Source organism: Pseudomonas sp. RA_35y_Pfl2_P32 (assembly GCF_963970735.1).
Taxonomy (GTDB): Bacteria; Pseudomonadota; Gammaproteobacteria; order Pseudomonadales; family Pseudomonadaceae; genus Aquipseudomonas.
Genome location: NZ_CAXAQF010000037.1, coordinates 1 through 15,511, shown reverse-complemented (window position 1 = coordinate 15,511; position 15,511 = coordinate 1). Strand labels below are relative to the sequence as shown.

Sequence of the window (15,511 nt, the reverse complement as noted above, 5' to 3'; positions counted from 1 at the left end):
CGTCGGAATGAAGGAGGGTAGGGCTTGGCGCGCGCACCTGTGCCGCTCCAGCGTTTGCTGGAGAAGGGGGGCGGCAAGCAGGCAGTGAACCTAGAGAAGTGGCCTATTCAAGAAATCGTCGGATCATGCGCATCAGCGTTGGCGTATAGGTACTGAGCTCGAAGTCCAGATCCAGCACAGAGCGGGTGACTGCGCCATCAATGAGGGCTATCAGCCAAGTGGCTGCAAACTTCGGCTCCAGGGTGGCATCGATCTGACCCTGGACGATCCCCCGTTGCAGAAGCGCTACCAGATCGCCCTTGATTGCGGCTTCGCTGGCAGCGAACAGCGCTGCCATTTCAGGGTTGCGCATGGATTCGGCGACGACCTCTACGCCGATCTTGGCGTAGGTAGGGTCGAGGTACTGCTGCAAGAGATTCTTTACCAATCGTTCAATCGCCACGATGGCATCGGGTTCGGCGGCAAGTTGGGCGAAGTGCTCGCTCATTTCGCGTCCGTTTTCCTGCGCTATAGCCTCAATGATTGCCTGCTTATTGGGGAAATAGTGGAACAGGTTGCCAGGGCTCATACCCGCAACGGAACAGATCTCTTTGGTCGACGTGCCGTGAAAGCCTTTCTCGGCGAAGCACGCCACCGCCGCCTCGAGGATCTGGTGCAGCTTGGCTTGGTGTTTCTCAGGATCAATGGTTCTCATGTTCTCTCCGTAGATACAGGTGTTGACCTGTAGCCTTATTTACTAGATCGACTGGTTGGTCTAGTATTCGGCAAGGCCTGCATCCAGTCAAGCGGCGATGCAAAGGAGCCTCCTGTGGGCCGGCAGGCAACATCCAATGGTTGGCAAGGGACGAGTGACGATGCATAAAGTAATGTGGATGAAGCGTTATCGCGCCGGGTTGATTACCGTCGTTTGTCTCGTCATGGCAACCGCTTTTGTTGTTCTCGCGCGGCTTGACACTTATGGTCTGGATCGCAGAGTAAGCGAACCTTTTGCATTCGAAGCCAATGGACTGCTCCTGGCGGGTACGCTCTGGCTTCCTGACCAAACTGCAACAGCGGCAGTCGCTCTGGTTCATGGGGATGGCCCACAAGATCGCACGTCACGGCAAGGTTATGATCCACTCATCAATGCTCTTCTTGATGCTGGCATTGCTGTTGTTTCGTGGGATAAACCGGGTATTGGGAGCTCACAGGGGCATTGGCTCGGTCAGTCCATGACTGACCGCTCTGTGAACGTGCGCAGCGCGGTTTCTACCCTGCGCAGCAAGCTGCAAGGAATCCCTGTCGGTGTGCTTGGCTTTTCGCAAGCCGGTTGGGTACTACCCCGTCTTACGCCGAGCAGTGCCGACTTTCTTGTGCTTGTCGGAGGCGCCGTATCCTGGCAACGGCAAGGGGACTATTACACTAGGACGCGGTTGCAACGCACAGGGATGTCTGAGCCTGACATCGAACGAGCGATGGCGGAAATGGCCGCAGATGACGAGCGTTTGTTTACCTCTTCGCAAGTGCCGCCAGCGACGCTTCTGGGCAGTATGAGCCCAGAACGGTGGGCTTTTGTGCGGCGAAATCTTCACGAAGATGCAACCCATGATCTGAAAAAACTCGAGGTGCCCGTGCTTGCGATGTGGGGGGCGGACGATCTGAATGTCGATGCTGAGGTCAACGCAGATATTTACAGAAAGACTGTAGGGGGCAACCATCCCGCCAACCGGATTGAAGTCATACCGGATGCAGGTCATGGACTCCTGAGGGCGGTTCCCTACAACACACAACTCACCAGCGAATGGTCCTGGCTAACCACGCTGAGGTTCCTGATGGAAGGTCGTCATGCCTACGTCCCTGGCGCCCTTGAAACGATAACCGAGTGGGTTCATGCACGAGCAGGCGTGACTGAGGTTCGTTAGCAAGCAGAGGGGCTTGCCGTATCACGTTACTCCGTCGAGCCCGCGGGTCGGTCCAGTGCAGGAGCGTTCAAGGTGTTGATTTTCGAGGCGCCGTTGAAAGGCTCCGCGTTCAATCTGCGCTACTCATGCTGGGTGAACCACGCGTCAGACGTTTGAGCGCGATGACCATCAGGCCCCCTGCAACCAGCATTCCTGTGAGAAACAGCGGATAGGCAACCCACCAGGGGGCGGCGGAAGTCATCATGCTGAACTCGGACATGCCGCCAATGCTGGCGATCAGGTTGAGAGGCAGGAAGACCACATTGATCAGCGTCAGTTTGCGCAGCAGGTTGTTCATGGTGTTGTTCATCAAATTGCCCCGCGCATCGATCAAGCCGGCAAACACCCTGGAGTAGATTTCCGCCTGTTTGTTGCACTGGGTGTTCTCGATGATCAGATCGTCGATCTGCGCGATCGCCTCGACGCTGAAGTGCTCTTTTTCTGCATGGTTGCGCAGCCGGGTCAGGACAGCACCGTTGCTGTGAATCGCGTTGATGTAATAGATCAGGCTTTCGCTGAGATTAAACATCTGGATCAGATGTCGGTTTTCCATCGAGGCGTTGAATTTGTGCTGCAACTCGCGAGCCACCCTCTTGATCACTTTGAGGTGACCCAGGTAGTGGTGCAGATTGTTGAACAGTATGTCCAGCAGCACATCCTGCGGTGAGTGCAAGGGGTGCCGTTCCCCCAGGCCACTCAACTGGGAATCGTCAGTCGCGATTATCAGCAAGCGTGTTTTAGAGAACAGCAAGCCGAACGACGAGACCTCGAACGCCAGGCTATCTCCGCCCGAATAACTCTCTGGACGCTTCCAGATCAAGAACAGGTTATCCGGATGGAATTCAATGCGTGAAACTTCGTCCGGATCCAGTGCCGAAGCCAGCGCGTGATCATCCAGTTTGAAATCGCTGCGCAATAGATCCCGTTCTGCCGCATCCGGATTGCTGAACAACATCACGTCGGCATCCAGGTGTTCAACCGATACCAGCGCCCCATTGGCGAGTTGAAAACTCTTGATCACGTCTGACCTATGGCGTTATCGACTGAGAAAAATCAGTGTCTTGCAAGCTGGTAACGGATCATGCGTTCACCACGCCTGACCGCGACGTTTCAGTTCGAGACGGCGAATGAACTCTTCCAGAACCAAGGAATACAGGTCGTCCTGCAAGTAGGCGTCTTCAATGCCCGCATCCATGTTCGGGTTGTCGTTGACCTCGATCACTACCACCTTGTCCCCCGACTGTTTCAGGTCGACCCCGTACAAACCATCACCAATGAGGTTGGCGGTCTTCACCGCGAGTTCGACCACCGCCCGGGGAGCCTCGTGAACCGCCAGGGTGCGGCATTCCCCATTAATGTCCTGGCCCTTGGCTTTGTGGTTGTAAATCTGCCAGTGACCTTTGGACATGAAGTACTGACAGGCGAAAATCGGTTTGCGGTTGAGCACGCCTATGCGCCAGTCGTACTCGGTGTAAAAGAACTCCTGAGCCAGTAGCAGCACCGAGTGTTCGAATAGCTCAGCGGTGGCTTCCAGCAGTGCTTGTTGGCTTTCGACCTTGATCACTCCACGGGAAAAACAACCATCGGGAATCTTCAGTACCAATGGGAAGCCCAAGCGTTCACCCACTCGCTCGAAGTCTTCCGGTCGTTCCTTGTAGAGAATCTCGGTTGCCGGCATGCCCAATTGATGGCTTTTGAGTAGATCCGTCAGGTACACCTTGTTGGTACAGCGCAGGATTGAAGCGGGATCGTCGATCACCACCAGGCCTTCGCTCTCCGCCTTCTTGGCGAAGCGGTAGGTATGGTTATCCACGCTGGTGGTTTCGCGAATCAACAGGGCGTCATACTCGGCGATTCGTGAATAGTCTTTCTTTTCGATCAGATCGACATCAATCCCCAGGCGTTTGCCGACCCGGACAAAGTTTTCGAGTGCCTTGGCATTGGAAGGCGGCAGCGCCTCGTGCGGGTCATGCAAAATGGCCAGATCGTAGCGGGCCACGCGTGGTGAGCGCGGTGTTCGCCATACCTTGCGGCTGAAACTGTCCAGCGAGTTGGCAAACTGATCTTCCTGGTCTTCGCGCAACTTTTGCAGCACGCCGGATTTTATTCCTTCAATGCGCCAACTATTACTTTTACGGAACTCTACCAAGAGGATCGGGCATGGAAATATTTCAAAGATTTGCCGTGCCAGATCTTGTAAGGGTTCAAGATTTGTTTTTCCGAAGTACAGAGTGAGCGTGAATCCTTCGGTGTTACTGTAGATGTGGTTGTTCAAGGCTTTGTCCAGTGTTTTGCCGAGATCATCCAGCGCCAGCCCATACAGTGATTTTTTGGTCAGCTCACTGATCGTGCGCACCGACGGAATAACTTTATGGTCACGTGCTTCTGCCAGCAGTGAACAGTAATAGCCGTGCCCCAGATACTTATAGCTTCGGCACAGATTAATAACCTGGACACGCTTGCCGGCTTCGATCTCAAGAGGCTGTTCCAGGTACTCCTGCGCACTCATCAGATCTTCCGAGGGGAAGTAAGAGGCCCAGTCTTCTTTTCGTTCAACAATAATAATCACCTGGCTGGATCTTCCCGGAGTCTCCGGTAAAAAAGTCAGATTTGATATTGCCGTTAACCGATTTTGCTCTGATACTTCACGCAAGCCGCCCTGTACCGCTGACATAAGAAAAGGTCCGTTGGAGAACAAGTCCTTATCTATTAAGCACGATACTTTTAAAAAGTCTCGTTTCGTTACGCAACTTTTACGGTGGGGCTATGAGTCTGTTATTTCGCAACGCTACACAGGATGATCTTAAGTCTCTGCTGGAGCTGGAGAACCAATGCTTTACCTCTGATCGACTGACGCCGCGCAGTTTTCAGTGGATGATCAGCCGAGCCCATGCCAGCCTGATCGTTGCGCAAGACGGCAGTCAACTGATGGGCTACTGTCTGGTCCTGTTTCACCGTGGCACCTCCCTGGCACGTCTGTATTCAATCGCAATCGCCACCCACGGTCGCGGCCTGGGTCTTGGAAAACAGCTGTTGGATCAGGCGGAAAACTGCGCTCGCGCTCACGACTGCGCCTACCTGCGACTGGAAGTGCGGCCGGATAATCCCGTCGCGCTCAGTCTTTATGAGCGTAACGGTTACCGGCGCTTCGCTGTGGTTCAGGACTACTACGAAGACCATGCGCAGGCGTTGCGTTTGGAGAAGCGCATTGTGCAACATCGGGAAAGCCGCGAGTTCCAGGTGCCTTATTACCAACAAACCACTGAGTTTACCTGCGGCCCGGCTTGCCTCTTGATGGCCATGAGGGCATTGCAACCGGATCGCTTGATCGAACGCCGGGATGAACTGCAAATCTGGCGTGAAGCCACGACGGTGTTCATGACTTCGGGACACGGCGGGTGCAGCCCTCAAGGATTGGCATTGGCGGCCTGGCGCCGAGGGTTTCGAGTACGCCTGCAGGTGAGTATCGCAGGTCCGCTGTTTCTCGACGGGGTGCGCGACGAACATAAAAAGGGGGTCATTCGCCTGGTACACGAAGAGTTCTGCACGCAACTTCAACACAGTGATGTGGAGCAGGTCAGCAGCAACCAACTGGATCTGGCGCTTACTCTGAAGGCCGGCGGTCAGCCCCTGGTGTTGATCAGCAGCTACCGTCTGACTCGCTCCAAAGCCCCGCACTGGGTCATTGTCACTGACTACGATGAAGACTTCGTCTACCTGCATGACCCGGACATTGATCACAGTCAGCACCGTCAGGCACTCGACTGCCAGCATCTTCCCGTCAGTCACAAGGCGTTCGACAAGATGTGTGCGTTCGGCGGTAACAAGTTGCGCGCCTCAGTGACGCTTTACCCGCGCGAGCAGTCCAGCAACGGAGTGCAACCGCCTCCAGCACAGAAGCATTGTGTTAGTGGGGCCTCATAAATCGTGACGTTAAAGACGTTCCCTGCGTAAATCCTTGCTCAAGGAATGAAGCGGTACCCAACTCCCGTTTCCATGATGAGGTGTCGCGGCCGGAAAGGGTCTGCCAAAACTTTTTTTATGCAGGCCCCCCCTGAATACTCGAAGGGAAGGCGTATCGGTGGTGTGCGAAGGACCCCATACCGCCTTGAGTAGTTGCTGGTGAGTCAGCGCACGGTTGATGTGCGTAAAGCTGGATCAGCAAACGATAGTATTGAAGTCAACACATTTACGTTTCAGGTTTGACCCAGTCGGTATAGCGCCGAACAGCTGCACGCGAGCCCCACTAGCCTGATAAGAAGCAAAAGTCCATGGGCTTCCCTCCTGTAATGAAGGAAGCCTGGTTTGATGCCACGTAAATTGTTGAACGGATGAGGGCGAAAGATTAAGGGTGTTATAAAGAACAAGAGTTGTGGGGTGGGGGCGATGATCGTTATTCAGGGGTTGGTGATTTTATTTGCCAGGTCCTTTCTTTGTCGATAAGGGTTGGTGTGTGTGTGCTTTTCTTTTTTTGTGATGGCTGCTCAGATACTCAAAAATAAAAGAGGCGAAACCAAATACTCCAATAATCGAAATAACCATAATTCCCAAGTCAGAGCCGTTCATAATATTCTCCCGTTAAAATTTGTTTCGGAGGATAAGATATCTGTTGCGCAATTCAAGGCGATCTACGATTTCTTTACGGTTCTTCTGGTTAATTATACGAACCCATACGTTTGAGAAAACATGAGGCTAGACGGGCGAGCCGAGGTTGCTTGGGCCGCGCGCGATGTGGCTCGGCGAATTGCAGCGACACCTGCGTATTGGCGCTCTCGCCACGAATGTAAAAAGCCGACATGTTGTTTGCTCGCCTCTAGCGCATCCTGAAATGGTCTCGCCTGAGACTACGTGGCCTAAGTGGCGCGACTGATGAAGTCACGCTGGCCGCTGCGGTGCAGAACCTGCGGGTGATTGAGGGGCTAGAAAAATCCTATACCAGTAAGAACGAATATTGGCGATTTTCCTCCTATCAAGTTGGGTCGCGGTTGACGATTCAAACGGTTCATCTAACGGTGGATTTATTGATCCTCCCTGACAAAAGGAGCAATGGCGATGAACCGTTTACTCAGCCACTGATGAAGCTCGGCTACGGCCCGCGATACTTGCCCACGGTGGGGGCAGGCGAAACTCAGAGGGTACAGGTCACCGGGAAAATCGGTCAGCAGCACCACAAGCCTTCCCGCTTGCACGTCGTCGCTGACATCCAGCCAGGATTTGTAGGCGATACCTTGGCCCTCCAGTGCCCAGCGGCGCACCACATCGGCGTCATCGCTGAACAACGGGCCAGCGACGTGCACCGTTTTCGTGCCCAATTGCCAGCGATCATGCAGTCGGCCGTTTTGTAGGTAGGTCAGGCACGTGTGACGCGATAGGTCTTCTGGCGTTCGTGGCGCGGTATGGCGCAGCAGGTAGTCCGGCGATGCCACCAGTACCCGGCGGTTCAATGGAACCAGGGGCAGGGCGATGTAGTTGGCGTCTTCGTTCATGCCATAGCGGATGGCCACGTCCACCGGATCGCGAAACAGGTTGCTGACTTGGTCTGAGAGTAGAAAGCGTAGGTTCAACTCAGGATGCAGGTCCCGAAAATCCGTGAGCCACGGCAGCAGGATATTGCGTCCCAGATCCGACGGGGCGGCGATCTGCAGTGTACCGCGCAGCGGTGTATCGTCACCGTGCAGGTTCGCCCGTCCTTGCTCCAGTTGCTCGAGCACTGAGCGAGCCGTGGGCAAGTACTGCTCGCCTTCAGCGCTGAGGCGCAGGCTACGCGTCGTACGGGTAAACAGGCGCACCCCCAGCTCCCGCTCCAGCCGCTTGATAGCGGCTGCAACCTGCCCCGGCAGCAAATCAGCTTCGAGCGCCGCGGCGGTAAAGCTGCCCAAGGCGGCGCTGCGCAGGAACAGCCCAAGGTCATCGATACGAATCATTTTCTCTCCAGCAGTGAAAGTGTTGCTGCATTGTGTTGATTTTTCTTTGTAGCGGGAAAGGTAAATATGCACTCAACCCCCTCATCAATGAGTTGTCATGAAAGCCATTACCTTTACCGAACACGGTCTCCCCATCAACGACCCGCGCTCGCTGCAAGACGTGAACATCTGCGCACCAATGCCTGGCACGAGGGATTTACTGGTGGAAGTGGAAGCGGTTGCGGTCAACCCGGTGGACACCAAAGTGCGTTCCGGTAGCTTCGCCAAAGAACCGAAAATACTTGGCTGGGACGCGGCCGGAACCGTGCGGGAAGTGGGCGCCGACGTCAGTTTGTTTAAGCCAGGCGACAAGGTCTACTACGCGGGCTCGCTGACCCGGGCAGGCAGTTACAGCGAGTTGCAGGTAGTGGATGAGCGCATTGTCGGGCACCGGCCGCAGTCGTTGAGCGCTGCCCACGCTGCTGCCTTGCCGCTGACATCGATTACAGCCTGGGAATTGCTGTTTGATCGCCTAGGCGTCAGTGAAAACGGCGGCGATGGTGATGTATTGCTGGTCGTCGGTGCTGCCGGCGGTGTGGGGTCGATGCTGCTGCAACTTGCCCGCCAGTTGACCGGCATTACCGTGATGGGTACCGCTTCGCGCCCGGAAACCGTCGACTGGGTCAAGCGCATGGGCGCCGACCATGTGATCGACCATCGCCAGCCGATGCTGGCCCAATTGCAAGCTCTGGGGGTTGGCGAGGTCAGTCATGTGGCCAGCCTGACCCATACCGAGGAGCACCTGCCGCAATTGATCGAAGTGTTGCGCCCTCAGGGTCGCCTGGGGGTGATTGATGAGCCAAGCAGCCTGGATGTGATGCCACTCAAGCTCAAGTCGTTATCCCTGCATTGGGAACTGATGTTCACTCGCTCACTGTTCGAAACTCCGGACATGATCAACCAGCATCACCTGCTCAATCGCATTGCCCGACTGATCGACCAAGGCATTTTGCAGACCACGCTGGGTGAACATTTTGGCGTTATAAATGCCGCCAATATGCGCCGCGCCCACGCGCTGGTCGAAAGCAACAAGGCGCGGGGCAAGGTTGTTCTAGAGGGGTTTGCATGAATGCCTTGATCCGCTCGATGGGCTTATCGTTACTGGTGTTGTTGATCGGCGGATGTGGCAGCCAACACCCAACCCTTTCTTCTGACGGAATGACCACTATGCAAAAAACATTGATATCCATCGCCGTACTCAAGGCCAAGCCAGGTAAAGAGCAGGCGCTCAAGCAAGGCTTGTTGGCGTTGGTTGAACCAACGCGCACCGAGCCCGGGAACCTTGACTATGTGCTGTTTGAACTGCGCGATGAGCCTGGCACGTTCTACATGCGCGAAGCGTTCAAGGACCAGTCGGCCCTCGATGCGCATTTTGCGACGCCGTACTTCAAGCAATTTGCGGCAACCGCCGATAGTTTGCTCAAAGAGCCTTTGCAACTGATCTTCCTCGAGCAGGTCTCGAACTGAGACCGCCTCATTGACATCCCGTCTTGTGACTGTCGTGGAGCTGCGCCTCGATGACCTTGAGTTTCTGCATCTGCTTTTTCGGTGTTTCTATCTTTTCTTTCAGCCGCTCTGCTTTAGCCTCGGCCACTTCGGGCGTTGCCCGATCCGCTGAATCCATCGCCGCCAGACATCGATCAATGCTCTGCTCGATCTGCTGCATACGTGCCTTCACCTTGCCCTGAGTGAAGTTGCGGTCGCGATTATTGACGGCTTTGAATTTGCTGCCGTCGATGGCGATGATCGATTGGGAGAAGAGATTGAGGTTGCGACAAAGCACCACAAATTGCCGGCAGACACTGCGAATAGCCTTGCCGTTGTCCTTGCGAAAGTCAGCGATGGTTTTGAAATCTGGAGCCAAACGCCCCGTCAGCCACATCAACTCGACGTTACGCTGGGCCTCACGCTCAAGCCGGCGGGTGGACTGAATCCGATTGAGATAGCCGTAGATATAGATCTTCAGCAAGATCGCAGGATGGTAGGCCGGACGCCCCGTTGCAGCAGGATCAACGCCTTCAAACCCAAGTGCAACCAGGTCGAGTTCATCGACGAAAACGTCGACCACGCGCACTGGATTTTCTTCGGCTACGCAGTCGTCCAGGCACTCCGGCAGCAGCGTCACCTGCGTCCGAGCCTCACCCTAAATGAATCGCTTCATGATCGCCCCCGATACGATCTAGACGATCAGAAGGTTAGACAATCGCAGGCGTTTTCACACAACCTGGACCCAAAGCTGCCTATCAGGAAAACCACTGAGCCGATTCTGAAATGCCAATAATTCAACAATAAGTTGATAGTTCAACGAGTAGTTGATATTTTCGCGGCCTTCGATAATCACTTGAAGGCACCAATGAAGGCTTCTGAAGCATCACCAGCCGAGCGACAGCTGATTCTTGATGTGCTTTATAGCACCCTCAAAATGCTCAGTAGTGCGGTAGGACTTCATACGGAAATTGTGTTGCATGACCTGACCAATCCCGAGCGATCCATTCTTGCTATCGCCAATGGTCATGTTACTGGAAGAAGGGAGGGCGGTTCATTGTTGGGCGGCCCGCGTCAGGACGTGGGGTTTATCGCCGTCAGGCGCGCGATGGAGGATCACTCAGGCACCGATCCTGTATTGGTGGAGAATTACCCTACAGTTGCGCCTGACGGACGCCCGCTCCGCAGCTCCACGGTGGTGTATCGCGACAGCAGCGGGCAACCTTTTGCCAGTCTTTGTATCAATGCCGACTTGAGCGGTATTGCGGCTGCCCACGCTTTGCTCGGAGGGCTTCTGGGCCTGGAAGGCGCTCCTGAGTCACGTGGCGATGAGCCGAGAGATATGGAGCAGATGATGGTGGAAATCATTCAGGTTGCTTGCCCCGGCGGTGCCGTACGGATGAAAAAACTTCAAAAACTTGAGGCTGTGCGGCAGATGCAAGATCGCGGGATATTCATTGTCAAAGGCGGGATTGAAAAAGCCGCTGCCGCGCTCGGCGTTACCCGATACACCATCTACAACTACCTGGAGCAGATCCGGGCTACAGAAAATGCTGGCAGGCAGGAATGACCACAATGCAACTCGATATTTTCCAGGTGGACGCTTTTTCCTCTGAGACTTTCGGCGGCAACCCGGCGGCGGTATGTCCGCTGGAGGCCTGGCTGCCTGATGCGACGCTGCAACAGATCGCAGCAGAGAACAACTTGTCCGAGACCGCGTATTTGGTGCGCAACGGTGAGGTGTTTGAGCTGCGCTGGTTCACCCCCACGGTGGAAGTCGACCTTTGCGGCCACGCCACCCTGGCAGCAGCCTGGGTACTATTTGAACAGCTTGGGGAAAGCCGCGATATGCTGCGCTTTTCCACTCGCAGCGGTGAATTGCGCGTGCGCCGCGAAGGCGGGCGCCTGGCCATGGACTTCCCGGCCAAGCAGCCTGAAGCCGTAGCTGTCCCGCCAGGCCTGCTGCAAGCCTTGGGCCTGAAACAGGCCGATGCGCTTTATCGAACAGACGATTACCTAGTGGTGGTCGAGAATGAAACCATCATCGCAGGCCTCAATCCCGACTTCGTAGCTCTGTCTGCGTTCGACGTGCGCGGTGTCGCTGTAACCGCGCCGAGTCGCAACTTCGACTTTGTCTCTCGCTGGTTCGGGCCTCGGGTTGGGGTGAATGAAGACCCGGTCACCGGCTCGGCCCACACCTCACTAGCGCCATACTGGGCCAAGCGCTTAGGCAAGCGCAGTCTGACTGCCGAGCAAGGTGGGGCGCGCAAGGGCCAGTTGCACTGCGAAGTCCTGGACAGCGACCGAGTCATTATCAGCGGCCACGGGGCGCTCTACCTGCGCGGCACGATCTATATCTGACGCCAGCTCATTCGGGCGAACGTGCTCAACAGAGGAGTGAGTGCCCCTGCGGCGCTCATTTGTGGGAGCGGGCCTGCTCGCGATGGCATCGAGTCAATTTCCCGATTTGTCCCAGATATTTCATGGCATTTGCCCGTGTAGTGGCGCTTTTTAAGCTTGCTGAAACGTTTCATCTTGTTTATAAAACTGGCACAACTCCAAGAAAGGCTGCTGCCATGACCCCGCTCAAACTCGTTGTTGCCCTCAGCGCACTGTCCGCTGCCTCCCACGCCATGGCCTGGGATTACGTTCTGCTCGACACCGACAAAGCCGCCCAGAACTGGCAGATCACCAGCCAGCAACTCGGTATAAAAACCGACAAACCCTTCAGCGTGACCCTGCGCACCTTGCACGGCGGTCGGCAGGAGGGCGTCAGCATCGTCGACATCGATAACGGCACGATGAAACTCTCGGTAGTGCCGACGCGCGGAATGAACGTCTTGCAGGCCTCGGTCGGCAATGTGCGCATGGGCTGGGATTCGCCGGTCAAGGAAGTGGTCAATCCGTCCTTCATCGAACTCAATGGCCGCGGTGGTCTGGGTTGGTTGGAAGGTTTCAATGAGCTGGTCACCCGCTGCGGATACGAATGGGTCGGCCACCCTGGCGTCGACAACGGTGAACTGCTGACCCTGCACGGTCGGGCCGCCAACATTCCGGCGAACAAAGTCACCTTGCACATCGATGAAAAACCGCCGTACGCCATCACCCTGCGTGGCGAACTGAAAGAGCAGGCGTTCAAGAAGGTCGACTTCTCCGTCGCGACCGAACTGGTCACCGAACCCGGCAGCGTCGTGTTCGCCCTCAACGACACCCTGACCAACAACGGCGACTATCCGAAGGAATACCAGGCGCTGTATCACAGTAACTTCAGCACCCCGTTCCTGGAGCAGGGCGCTCGTTTCGCCGCGCCGGTGAAACAGGTGTCGCCGTTCAACGACAAGGCCAAGGACGATCTGCCCGACTGGCAAACCTACCGCGCACCGACCAAGGACTACGACGAAACGGTTTACAACGTGGTGCCGTATGCCGATGCCAAGGGCGATACGTTGACCGTCTTGCACAACAAGGCCGGCAGCCTGGGCGTTTCGGTCGGCTTCAATACACAGACACTGCCCGTGTTTTCCCTGTGGAAAAACACCGATACCCAAGGCCAGGGCTATGTCACGGGGCTGGAGCCGGGGACAAGTTTCTCCTACAACCGCCGTTATCAGCGGCCACTGAACCTGGTACCAACCATTGGGCCGAAGGAACACAAGCAGTTCCGCATCAACTACAGCTTGTTGGCGGATAAGGCGGCTGTGGATAAGGCCTTGAAGCAGGTGAGCGAGATTCAGGGTGGGCGGGAGACTGAGGTGCGGCAGACGCCGTTGGTTGATCTGACCAAGGGCTGATACCGGCTGGAGCATTGTCGGCCGATGTTGCAGTCCCTCGGCCAAATGTTCGTGTCGGATCCCCTCGGCTTGTTCAAGGTCCGCCAGCGTGCGCGCGACCTTGAGCAGTCGATGGGCTGCTCGCAACGGCAGCGTTAAGCGCTCGCCGACGGATTGCAGCCTGTTGTCATCGGCCGTGCCTAGGTTTGCAGCCTGTGATTCGCATCGCGGACGAGCATTTTTTCACATCGCTTCACATCGTTTCACATCATGTATCGCCCGACGCTCTTAGAATCATGGGATCGCCAAAAGGGAGGTTGACGTGGAAGACCGCAAGCACCATCGAATCGTCGTCATAGGCGCAGGCATAGTCGGCGCGTCCCTGGCTTATCACCTGGCAGGCAAAGGCGCGGATGTCACGTTGGTAGACGCTGGCGATATAGCGTGCGGAGTGACGGGTACCTCATTCGCTTGGATCAACGTTTCTCACACAGGGTTCGACCCAATCGCACACTTGCGCAGTTTAGTCATCAATGAGTTCCGTCGACTCGAAGTGGAGTTGCCCGACCTGAAAATTCGATGGACAGGTGCCCTGACTTACGGCGCGGACCTGGATGAAACGCTACAAGCGTCAGCGAGTAAGACTGCGCAAACCCTGGTGTCCCGTGCCCAGGCGCTCGATATTGAACCCAATCTCAAGCATCCCCCTGATCATGCATTGTATGACGCCGATGTGGGCGCTCTGGATGCGGTGCACGCAACACATACCTTGATTGCCGGCGCAAAGGCTCATGGTGCGAATGTGTTCACGCATACTCGGGCTCTCGGCGTTACAACGGTGAATGGACAGGTGACGGGCATCGAAACGGCAACGGGCAAAATTGACGCCGATATTGTTGTAGTCGCCGCGGGGATTGGCACCAGAGCGCTCACAGAAAGGCTTGAAGCTCCTCTTCCGATAGATGAGGATCCAGCCATTTTCATTCGCTACAAGGCGCCCGCTAACCTCGTGCATACCATTATCTCCAGCCCCGTAATGGAAGTCAGGCAAGAGGCGGATGGTTCGTTGCTAGCCGCGGAGGATTATCTGGGTGATGCCTTGCAATACCAGCCAGAAGCGATAGCGCGGCGAACAGCCAAGGCCATCCAAAAGGAGCTTCATGGAGCCGACGCCATTGAACTGGAATTAGCATGTGTCGGGCTAAGGCCATTTCCCGCTGATGGCATTCCCATTGTCGGTTACTTGCCCAACGTGAGCGGTGTGTACATCTGCACGATGCACCCCGGAGTTATTCTTGCTCCGATAGTCGGTCGTCTTGCCAGCGAAGAAATAATTGAAGGAAAGGTGGCTCCTGTCCTTGGCCCTTGCCGGCCCGACCGATTCTTTCAACCTTAGTGGGGGCGGGCAGCTTTCTGCCTGTCGCGACCGGTTGAATCCACAACCCAAAGCTGCCAGTCGTTTGTGTCTCAAAAGTCAGGGGCAATTCAAGGAATCACGATGACACTCATATTAAGGCAAGCCTGTGTGACCGATATTCCTTCGATATACCGGGGTGAGCAGGACTACATACGGTGCTGGGAGCCTGATCACGAAGATGCATGGCGGCTGCAATTAGAGCGACATCTCACTCGTTGGGTAGAGAACTTTGATCGTTTGACGGTGGCAATTCATGAAGACCAGTTCGCGGGTTACTCGTTATGGATGCCAGAACACGAGTACGCGCAGCTATGCACTATCAACGTCAGCCGAGATTTCAGGCGCACCGGTATTGGTCGAGCACTACTGAACGCTTATGCGACCACAGCCAAACAGAGGGGCTTTACTCATCTGGCTTTAAGCGTACGTCCCGACAACCCCGCCCGGCTCATGTATGAGCAAGCAGGTTTCGTCCGCGTCGGGACTGATGCCCATGGTTACCTTCGATTCGAGCGGCTAGCTGATTCATCGCCGCTTTCTGCTCAATTCTGACGCGCCGAACGAGCGCTTCTGGCCGATTCTGTTGAAAAGCGAGTGCCCTGTCTGGCCACCGGCAAAATCTCAGCAACCTGCGACATCGCTCAGTATTGGCCAGAACCTCGGGGCGAACGGGATACAGAGAAGCCGCACTCATCTTGCTTTACCTCGGTGAAATAGTTGTCTCAACGGCAAAGCACGCGCCTACAGGTTTGACGTAATCCTGTAGGGGCGCAGCCTTGCTCGCGATAGCCGTTACACGGTCTCGTGCCGGATCAGAAGAAGCCCAGCGGGTTGATGTCGTAGCTCACCAGCAGGTTTTTGGTTTGCTGGTAGTGATCGAGCATCATCTTGTGGGTTTCACGGCCGACGCCGGACTTCTTGTAGCCACCGAACGCG

14 protein-coding genes and 3 pseudogenes are annotated in these 15,511 nt (G+C 55.7%); 10 read left to right on the top strand and 7 right to left on the bottom strand.

The genetic code is table 11. The annotated features are described in order from the left end of the window. Positions 1-103: 103 nt before the first annotated feature. Positions 104-694, bottom strand: coding sequence for a TetR/AcrR family transcriptional regulator (locus tag AACY45_RS26020; protein WP_339548283.1), 591 nt, complete (start codon positions 692-694; stop codon positions 104-106). A 178-nt stretch (positions 695-872) separates the two neighbouring features. Between AACY45_RS26020 and AACY45_RS26015 the strand changes: the two genes are divergently transcribed. Next, positions 873-1,901 carry an alpha/beta hydrolase family protein gene (locus AACY45_RS26015; RefSeq protein WP_339548282.1) on the top strand — a complete coding sequence of 343 codons (1,029 nt, stop codon included), beginning with the start codon at positions 873-875 and terminating at the stop codon, positions 1,899-1,901. 109 nt (positions 1,902-2,010) lie between these two features. Here AACY45_RS26015 and AACY45_RS26010 read toward each other — a convergent pair whose 3' ends face one another. Then, on the bottom strand, positions 2,011-2,961 hold the full coding sequence (locus AACY45_RS26010) for a magnesium transporter CorA family protein (protein ID WP_339548281.1): 951 nt from the start codon (positions 2,959-2,961) through the stop codon (positions 2,011-2,013). A 66-nt stretch (positions 2,962-3,027) separates the two neighbouring features. Continuing rightward, positions 3,028-4,614: a RimK family protein gene (locus AACY45_RS26005; RefSeq protein ID WP_339548280.1), complete on the bottom strand. Its 1,587-nt coding sequence runs from the start codon at positions 4,612-4,614 to the stop codon at positions 3,028-3,030. Positions 4,615-4,706: 92 nt separating this feature from the next. On the opposite strand from AACY45_RS26005, the gene rimI reads away from it, so the two are divergent. Both rimI and AACY45_RS25995 read left to right on the top strand, forming a co-directional pair. Then, positions 4,707-5,864: a ribosomal protein S18-alanine N-acetyltransferase gene (gene rimI / locus AACY45_RS26000; protein ID WP_339548279.1), complete on the top strand. Its 1,158-nt coding sequence runs from the start codon at positions 4,707-4,709 to the stop codon at positions 5,862-5,864. 795 nt (positions 5,865-6,659) lie between these two features. Next, a pseudogene (locus AACY45_RS25995) lies at positions 6,660-6,847 on the top strand (IS5/IS1182 family transposase); the annotation flags it as partial. Positions 6,848-6,958: 111 nt separating this feature from the next. Here AACY45_RS25995 and AACY45_RS25990 read toward each other — a convergent pair. Then, complete coding sequence (locus tag AACY45_RS25990; protein WP_339548278.1) at positions 6,959-7,864, bottom strand: LysR family transcriptional regulator; 906 nt, start codon at positions 7,862-7,864, stop codon at positions 6,959-6,961. A gap of 97 nt (positions 7,865-7,961) precedes the next feature. Between AACY45_RS25990 and AACY45_RS25985 the strand changes: the two genes are divergently transcribed. Next, a complete protein-coding gene (locus tag AACY45_RS25985; protein WP_339548277.1) occupies positions 7,962-8,972 on the top strand; it encodes a zinc-binding alcohol dehydrogenase family protein in 1,011 nt (336 codons plus the stop codon). An 89-nt stretch (positions 8,973-9,061) separates the two neighbouring features. Continuing rightward, positions 9,062-9,370 (top strand): putative quinol monooxygenase, encoded by a 309-nt coding sequence (locus AACY45_RS25980; protein WP_445261224.1) that lies wholly within the window; start codon positions 9,062-9,064, stop codon positions 9,368-9,370. 37 nt (positions 9,371-9,407) lie between these two features. Here AACY45_RS25980 and AACY45_RS25975 read toward each other — a convergent pair. Then, a pseudogene (locus AACY45_RS25975) lies at positions 9,408-10,028 on the bottom strand (transposase); the annotation flags it as partial. A 228-nt stretch (positions 10,029-10,256) separates the two neighbouring features. On the opposite strand from AACY45_RS25975, the gene AACY45_RS25970 reads away from it, so the two are divergent. The 3 genes from AACY45_RS25970 (at position 10,257) to AACY45_RS25960 (ending at position 13,179) form a co-directional block, all read left to right on the top strand. Then, a complete protein-coding gene (locus tag AACY45_RS25970) occupies positions 10,257-10,958 on the top strand; it encodes a helix-turn-helix transcriptional regulator (protein WP_339548276.1) in 702 nt (233 codons plus the stop codon). 5 nt (positions 10,959-10,963) lie between these two features. Further along, positions 10,964-11,749, top strand: coding sequence for a PhzF family phenazine biosynthesis protein (locus AACY45_RS25965; protein ID WP_339548274.1), 786 nt, complete (start codon positions 10,964-10,966; stop codon positions 11,747-11,749). Between the two features lie 215 nt (positions 11,750-11,964). Then, a complete protein-coding gene (locus AACY45_RS25960; RefSeq protein WP_339548273.1) occupies positions 11,965-13,179 on the top strand; it encodes an aldose 1-epimerase family protein in 1,215 nt (404 codons plus the stop codon). 9 nt (positions 13,180-13,188) lie between these two features. Here AACY45_RS25960 and AACY45_RS25955 read toward each other — a convergent pair. Continuing rightward, positions 13,189-13,362: pseudogene (locus tag AACY45_RS25955) on the bottom strand (YifB family Mg chelatase-like AAA ATPase); the annotation flags it as partial. Positions 13,363-13,480: 118 nt separating this feature from the next. Here AACY45_RS25955 and AACY45_RS25950 point away from each other — a divergent pair. Both AACY45_RS25950 and AACY45_RS25945 read left to right on the top strand, forming a co-directional pair. Continuing rightward, positions 13,481-14,554 (top strand): NAD(P)/FAD-dependent oxidoreductase, encoded by a 1,074-nt coding sequence (locus AACY45_RS25950; RefSeq protein ID WP_339548272.1) that lies wholly within the window; start codon positions 13,481-13,483, stop codon positions 14,552-14,554. Between the two features lie 129 nt (positions 14,555-14,683). Further along, on the top strand, positions 14,684-15,127 hold the full coding sequence (locus tag AACY45_RS25945) for a GNAT family N-acetyltransferase (protein WP_339548270.1): 444 nt from the start codon (positions 14,684-14,686) through the stop codon (positions 15,125-15,127). Between the two features lie 260 nt (positions 15,128-15,387). Here the strand turns inward: AACY45_RS25945 and AACY45_RS25940 are convergent. Then, on the bottom strand, positions 15,388-15,511 hold a 124-nt coding region (locus AACY45_RS25940; RefSeq protein WP_139274230.1), incomplete at its 5' end, for an aldehyde dehydrogenase family protein.

What these genes read in the sequence shown, in the direction of transcription:
- AACY45_RS25990 (WP_339548278.1), bottom strand. Translation starts at nt 7,864, where the DNA reads ATGATTCGTATCGATGACCTTGGGCTGTTCCTGCGCAGCGCCGCCTTG.
- AACY45_RS26015 (WP_339548282.1), top strand. Translation starts at nt 873, where the DNA reads ATGAAGCGTTATCGCGCCGGGTTGATTACCGTCGTTTGTCTCGTCATG.
- AACY45_RS25970 (WP_339548276.1), top strand. Translation starts at nt 10,257, where the DNA reads ATGAAGGCTTCTGAAGCATCACCAGCCGAGCGACAGCTGATTCTTGAT.
- rimI (WP_339548279.1), top strand. Translation starts at nt 4,707, where the DNA reads ATGAGTCTGTTATTTCGCAACGCTACACAGGATGATCTTAAGTCTCTG.
- AACY45_RS25980 (WP_445261224.1), top strand. Translation starts at nt 9,062, where the DNA reads ATGACCACTATGCAAAAAACATTGATATCCATCGCCGTACTCAAGGCC.
- AACY45_RS25960 (WP_339548273.1), top strand. Translation starts at nt 11,965, where the DNA reads ATGACCCCGCTCAAACTCGTTGTTGCCCTCAGCGCACTGTCCGCTGCC.
- AACY45_RS25965 (WP_339548274.1), top strand. Translation starts at nt 10,964, where the DNA reads ATGCAACTCGATATTTTCCAGGTGGACGCTTTTTCCTCTGAGACTTTC.
- AACY45_RS26020 (WP_339548283.1), bottom strand. Translation starts at nt 694, where the DNA reads ATGAGAACCATTGATCCTGAGAAACACCAAGCCAAGCTGCACCAGATC.
- AACY45_RS25985 (WP_339548277.1), top strand. Translation starts at nt 7,962, where the DNA reads ATGAAAGCCATTACCTTTACCGAACACGGTCTCCCCATCAACGACCCG.
- AACY45_RS26005 (WP_339548280.1), bottom strand. Translation starts at nt 4,614, where the DNA reads ATGTCAGCGGTACAGGGCGGCTTGCGTGAAGTATCAGAGCAAAATCGG.